Here is a 325-nt window from a genome sequence, read left to right on the forward strand (position 1 = left end):
CATTGGCTGGTAATCTTCCTCGCATGCGATGACGGTACCGACATATCTCGCATTTCACAACAGCGGATGTCGGCACGATCCCTGGTCGCAACAGATGTGCCAAGTCCGCAGCCCGTCCACCCCTCATCACGGTGCGGGAACTTCCCTCATAAACGTCAATTCGGCGAGCGTGTGGATTCGTATAAAATTGGGAATAATATATGCCAGAACAACGGGAAGAGTGGATCACAAAGCGGGCATATGAGCTTTGGGAACAAGCTGGACGTGCTGACGGGCACGACCACGAGCATTGGGCTGAAGCGACCGCAGAATGGGAACGCCTGCA

The 325-nt window shown here is 54.5% G+C and carries 1 protein-coding gene; it reads left to right on the forward strand.

What is annotated here, in order from left to right; all coding sequences use genetic code 11:
* Window positions 1-200: 200 nt before the first annotated feature.
* On the forward strand, window positions 201-325 hold a 125-nt coding region (locus tag JNB91_RS31895; RefSeq protein WP_220328823.1), incomplete at its 3' end, for a DUF2934 domain-containing protein.

This window comes from Aliirhizobium wenxiniae, from assembly GCF_019511445.1.
Taxonomy (GTDB): domain Bacteria; phylum Pseudomonadota; class Alphaproteobacteria; order Rhizobiales; family Rhizobiaceae; genus Neorhizobium; species Neorhizobium wenxiniae_A.